The organism is Collinsella sp. AF19-1LB (assembly GCF_003459655.1).
Lineage (GTDB): Bacteria > Actinomycetota > Coriobacteriia > Coriobacteriales > Coriobacteriaceae > Collinsella.
In genome coordinates this window covers 1-5,326 of the sequence record NZ_QRWO01000051.1, presented here as the reverse complement: position 1 = coordinate 5,326, position 5,326 = coordinate 1, and the positions used below count along the sequence as shown (strand labels likewise).

4 protein-coding genes are annotated in these 5,326 nt (G+C 63.9%); 3 read left to right on the top strand and 1 reads right to left on the bottom strand.

Translation table 11 applies throughout. The features are described 5' to 3' along the window. Positions 1 to 1,639 (bottom strand): DEAD/DEAH box helicase (locus DWX39_RS10545; RefSeq protein ID WP_147336407.1); only part of this gene is annotated, 1,639 nt, incomplete at its 3' end. Between the two features lie 551 nt (positions 1,640 to 2,190). Here DWX39_RS10545 and DWX39_RS10540 point away from each other — a divergent pair. The 3 genes from DWX39_RS10540 (at position 2,191) to DWX39_RS10530 (ending at position 5,213) form a co-directional block, all read left to right on the top strand. Then, positions 2,191 to 4,533 (top strand): cation-translocating P-type ATPase, encoded by a 2,343-nt coding sequence (locus DWX39_RS10540; RefSeq protein ID WP_117759898.1) that lies wholly within the window; start codon positions 2,191 to 2,193, stop codon positions 4,531 to 4,533. Positions 4,534 to 4,680: 147 nt separating this feature from the next. After that, the gene (locus DWX39_RS10535; protein ID WP_006235338.1) at positions 4,681 to 4,902 is read left to right on the top strand and encodes a heavy-metal-associated domain-containing protein; all 222 of its coding nucleotides are present in this window, start codon (positions 4,681 to 4,683) and stop codon (positions 4,900 to 4,902) included. Positions 4,903 to 4,940: 38 nt separating this feature from the next. Continuing rightward, positions 4,941 to 5,213 carry a metal-sensing transcriptional repressor gene (locus DWX39_RS10530; RefSeq protein ID WP_006235337.1) on the top strand — a complete coding sequence of 91 codons (273 nt, stop codon included), beginning with the start codon at positions 4,941 to 4,943 and terminating at the stop codon, positions 5,211 to 5,213. Positions 5,214 to 5,326: the final 113 nt, after the last annotated feature.

Sequence of the window (5,326 nt, the reverse complement as noted above, 5' to 3'; positions counted from 1 at the left end):
CACCGCCGCGCTCCTCGGCAGCCACCTCGCGGGCCACGCTCTCAACAGCCTCGTCTACGCGAGCCTGAACGCCCTCGCGCACGCGGGCCTTGCCGCCGCGCTTGGGACGGCTCGGACGCTCGCCGTCGCCGCGACGCTCATCGCGACCGCGGTTGGAACGACCGGCCACATCACCGTAATCGTCGCCGTTGCGCTTGCCGTCGCGACGTGCCTGCTCAAGCTTCTTCTTGCTCTTGGACTTGCCGCGCTTGGTCTTCTTCTTCACCTTAAAGGCTGCAGGGTCGCGCTCGGGATCAACCGCGGGCGGATTGGGGCCCACGTGCAGGTCGCCGGCCTCGTAGATGTCGGCGGTCTTGTCCATGAGCTTCTCGATCTCGTAGAACTCATCGACGTCCTGCTCGGTCACAAACGTGATGGCCCAGCCCAGCTCGCCGGCGCGGCCCGTGCGGCCAATGCGGTGGATGTAGTCGGTCGGCTCTGCCGGCACGTCAAAGTTCACGACGTAGCGCACATCGCTGATGTCGATGCCGCGAGCGAGGACGTCGGTCGCCACCAGCACGTCGACGGTGCCGTCGCGGAAAGCCGAGAGCGCGCGCTCGCGCTGGGCCTGGCTGCGGTTGCCGTGGATTGCGGCGGCCTTGATGCCCTTACGCTCCAGACGACGGCAGCAGCTGTCGGCGCGGTGCTTGGTGCGCATAAAGACGATAGTGCGCTCCGGGCCCTCCTTTTTGAGGAACTCGGGCAGCAGGTTGTTCTTGGCCTCGATGGACACCGGGAACACAAACTGGTCGACGGTGTCGGCGGTCGACGTGGCAGGCGCGATCTCCACGCGGGCCGGATCGCTCACCAGGTCGGTGATCTCGCCCACGGCCTCCTCGTCGAGCGTGGCCGAGAACAGCAGCGTCTGGCGCTCGGCCGGCGTCTCGCGCACGATGCGGCGGACGGCGGGCAAAAAGCCCATGTCGAGCATGCGGTCGGCCTCGTCCAGCACCAGCACCTTGACCTCGTCCAGGTGGCAAGCGCCCTGCTCGATCAGATCGACCAGACGGCCCGGCGTGGCGACCAGAATGTCGCAGCCGTACTTGAGCGCCGCGGTCTGCGGCTTGTAGCTCACGCCGCCCACGACGGTCACGGCAACATGGCCGGTGACGTCGGCAATCTTGCTGGCGACCTCGTCGATCTGCTGTGCGAGCTCGCGCGTGGGGGTAATGACGAGCATCACGGGGCCGCGGCCGTTGCCCTCGGGCTTCTTGGCGCCGCGACGGCGGTTGCGGCCGCCGCGCTCGCGCACGGGCTTGGGCGGAGCAATGTGCTCCAGATTGTTCATGGTCGGCAGCAAGAAGGCGGCCGTCTTGCCGGTGCCGGTCTGAGCGGCGGCAAGCAGGTCGCGGCCCTCGAGCACCACGGGGATCGAGCCGGCCTGCACGGGCGTGGGCGCCGTGTAGCCCAGGTTCTCGATGGCACGAAGCATCTCGTCCGAAAGTCCCAGCTCGTCAAAGGCGGGCAGGTTCTCGGTCGCGGACTCGACGGCCTGGGCAGCATTGGCCTCGTCGGCAGCATCGAAGGCAGCCTGGGTCATGGCCTCGCGGGTCTCGTCCAGAATCTCGGCGTCCGTGACGTCAGATACAGAATTACGCATATGTTGTTGTTCCTTATCTGCACGCGTTATGGGCACGGCATGCAGCCGCGCGGGGCGTGCTTGGTAGTGCGCTAATACATACAAAACAGGTGCGCACAGAGAGGACGTTGCTCAGCACGCTGGCGATCGCTTTGGCAGCCCTATCACGCGCCGTCCAGACGCAGCGGCCCTAAGCGATGGAGCAGATTCGCCGCCGGTTAGTATACCCGCGCTTCGCATGCCCCCACGTAAACCACAGATGACGGGGCGGGTCTGGGCCGATTGTCTCAATCTGTAACAGTTACGAGACAAAACCGGGTCTACACGTTACAGATTGAGACGAACTCAAACATCGCAAAACATAATCTCGATCTGTAACAGTTAGAGGTCATTTTCCCCGCTAGATGTTACAGATCGAGATGTTTGACATGAGCTGCCAACGATTGAGCAGCCACCCGCATCTGTAGCGAAATGTCATACATTCTCATCTCCACTGGACACCCCCAGGGGGTATGGGTGTATAGTATCGGCAGGTTAACAATTCAAACACTACGCCACAGAAAGGAGAAGCCATGGCTCAAGATAAGTTCGATGTGGGCGGCATGACATGCGCCGCCTGTCAGGCGCACGTGGACCGTGCCGTGAGCAAGCTCGACGGCGTCCAAAGCGTCGCGGTCAACCTACTCGCCGGTTCCATGATGGTCGACTACGACCCCGCGCAGGTCTCCCCCGACGATATCTGCACCGCTGTCGACCGCGCAGGCTACTCGGCCTCGCCCGTCGATGCGGGCACCGGTGCCGCCGGCTCAAACGGCAGCACGCAAGCCAGATCCGGCGCCACCCATATGGAATCGCCCACCAAAAAGCTAGAGGCCACTGCCTCCGCCATGCGCACCCGTCTCATCATCTCAATCATCTTTCTCATTCCGCTGTTCTACATAGGCATGGGACACATGCTCGGCTGGCCGCTGCCCAGCATCTTCACCGACCACATCCACAGCATGACGCTCGCCCTCACCGAGCTTGTCCTGCTCATCCCCATCGTCTACGTCAACGACGCATACTTTATCAACGGCTTCAAATCACTCGTGCACGGCGCGCCCACCATGGACGCTCTCATCGCCGTCGGCGCCACCGCCTCCATCGCTTGGTCGCTCTATGCCATGTTTATCATGGCCGACCAGCTGGCCACAGGTCAGGTGCACGAGGCCATGATGACGGGCATGGACAACCTGTATTTTGAGAGTGCGGGCACGATCCTGTCGCTCGTCACCGTGGGCAAATACCTTGAGACGCGCAGCAAGTCCAAAACCGGCGGCGCCATCGAGGCGCTGATCGACCTGGCGCCCAAGACCGCGACCGTCGTTGCCGACGACGGTACCGAAACCACCGTCGACGTCGACAGCATCCTTCCCGGCCAGGTCCTGCGCGTGCGCCCCGGCGAGTCCATCCCCGTCGATGGCGTGGTGCTCGAGGGCAGCTCGGCCGTGGACGAGAGTGCGCTCACCGGCGAGTCCATCCCCGTGGAAAAGGTCGCCGGCAACACCGTCAACGCCGCCACGGTCAACCGCACCGGATCGTTTACCTTCCGTGCCACGCGCGTGGGCGCCGACACGTCGCTCGCCAAAATCATCCAGCTCGTCGAGGACGCCAACGCCACCAAGGCGCCCATCGCCCGCATGGCCGATAAGGTCGCCGGCGTGTTTGTGCCCGTGGTGTTCGTGATTTCGGCCGTGACCTTTGCGGCGTGGATGGCACTGACCGGCAGCATCAACGAGGCGCTCACCTCCGCCGTGGCCGTGCTGGTGATCAGCTGTCCGTGCGCACTGGGTCTGGCCACGCCCGTCGCCATTATGGTGGGCACCGGCAAGGGCGCCGAGATGGGCATTCTGTTTAAGAGCGCCGAGGCGCTGGAGAATCTGCGCAGCGTGGGCACCGTGGTGCTCGATAAGACGGGCACGGTCACCCGCGGCAAGCCGGCCGTGACCGACATTGTGGTGGCCACGCGCGTTGACGGCTCGCCCGCCATGAGCGAAAAGGCGCTGCTCAAGCTGGCCGCCGCGTTGGAGCGCTCGAGCGAGCACCCGCTGGCCGAGGCGATTATGGCCGAGTGCGAGTCGCGCGGAATCGTCGCGCGCATGGTCGAGGACTTTGCCGCCGTGCCTGGACGAGGCGTTACGGCGCGCGAGGGACAAAACGCCATTGCAGCCGGCAACGTACGCCTGATGGACGAGTTGGGCGTTACCGTGCCCGCGGGTCTTGCCGAGCAATTTGCCGCCGAGGGCAAAACACCGCTGTTCTTTGCCAAGAACGGCGAGCTTATCGGCACCATCGCCGTGGCTGACGAGGTCAAAGAGACGAGCGCCGGGGCCATCGCCGCGCTGCGCAAGCTCGGCGTCGACGTGCGCATGCTCACCGGCGACAACCGCGTGACGGCCGAGGCCATCGCCCGCCGCGTGGGGCTGAGCAGCGAACAGGTCATCGCCGACGTCCTCCCCGCCGACAAGGAACGCCACGTGCGCGAGCTGCAGGATGCGGGCGGCAAGGTCGCCATGGTGGGCGACGGCATCAACGACTCCCCCGCCCTGGCGCGCGCCGACGTGGGCCTTGCGATCGGCACCGGCGCCGACATCGCCAAAGAAGGGGCAGATGTGGTGCTCATGCGCAGCGACCTCATGGATGCTGCGCGCGCCATCGAGCTGTCACGTGCCACAATCCGCAACATCAAGCAGGACCTGTTCTGGGCGCTGTTCTACAACGGCATCGGCATTCCGCTGGCGGCGGGCGTGTTCTTCCCCCTCACCGGTTGGCAGCTCTCGCCGATGTTCGGCGCCGCGGCCATGAGCCTATCGAGTGTCTGCGTCGTAAGCAATGCGCTGCGCCTGAAATCCTTTAAGCCTAAAGTGGCAAAATAGGCTCACCATTAAGTCCATTTAGAACGGGTTTTCCAGGTGCCCGAGATTGACCTGAAAGAGGAGCGACGCGTACTTTGGTACGCGAGCGACGGCTTGAAGGTCAAGGTCGGGTGCTTGGGAAAGCCGACACAACAGAGAGGAATACCAATGCGTTACACGATTAAGACTTCGGGCCTTATGTGCGGTCACTGCGACGCTACTGTCGAGACGGCACTGCTCAACGTGGCCGGCGTGACCGACGCCGACGCCGATCACGAGACCCAGACCGTCCAGGTGGAGTGCGCCGACACCGTGACCGCCGAGCAGCTCGCCGCCGCCGTCGAGGGCGCCGGCGAGAAGTTCCACGCCCTGTCCGTAACCGCCGCGTAACGACCCACGCGTACCCCGACCAGAAACGAGGACCCGCCATGATGGCAGACCATAAATCGGTGACCCGCATGCTCAAGACGGCACGCGGTCAGATCGACGGCATCCTGCGGATGGTCGAGGAGGACCGCTACTGCGTCGATATTTCCACGCAGCTCATGGCAACGCAGGCGCTCATTGCGCGCATCAACGCCGACGTGCTCAAGGCGCATATCGAGGGCTGCGTGACTTCGGCAATCGAATCGGGCGACGAAGACCTCAAAGCCGCCAAGCTCGCCGAGATCGAACGCGTCGTCGACAAGCTCTCCAAGTAATTGGGGCATTGGGGACGGACTGCTTTGCACCTTCTTGGTGCATCGGGGACAGGTATGTTTGCACCACCTTGGTGCAGATGAACTGCATCCCATTTCTTGGACTTTGAAATTAA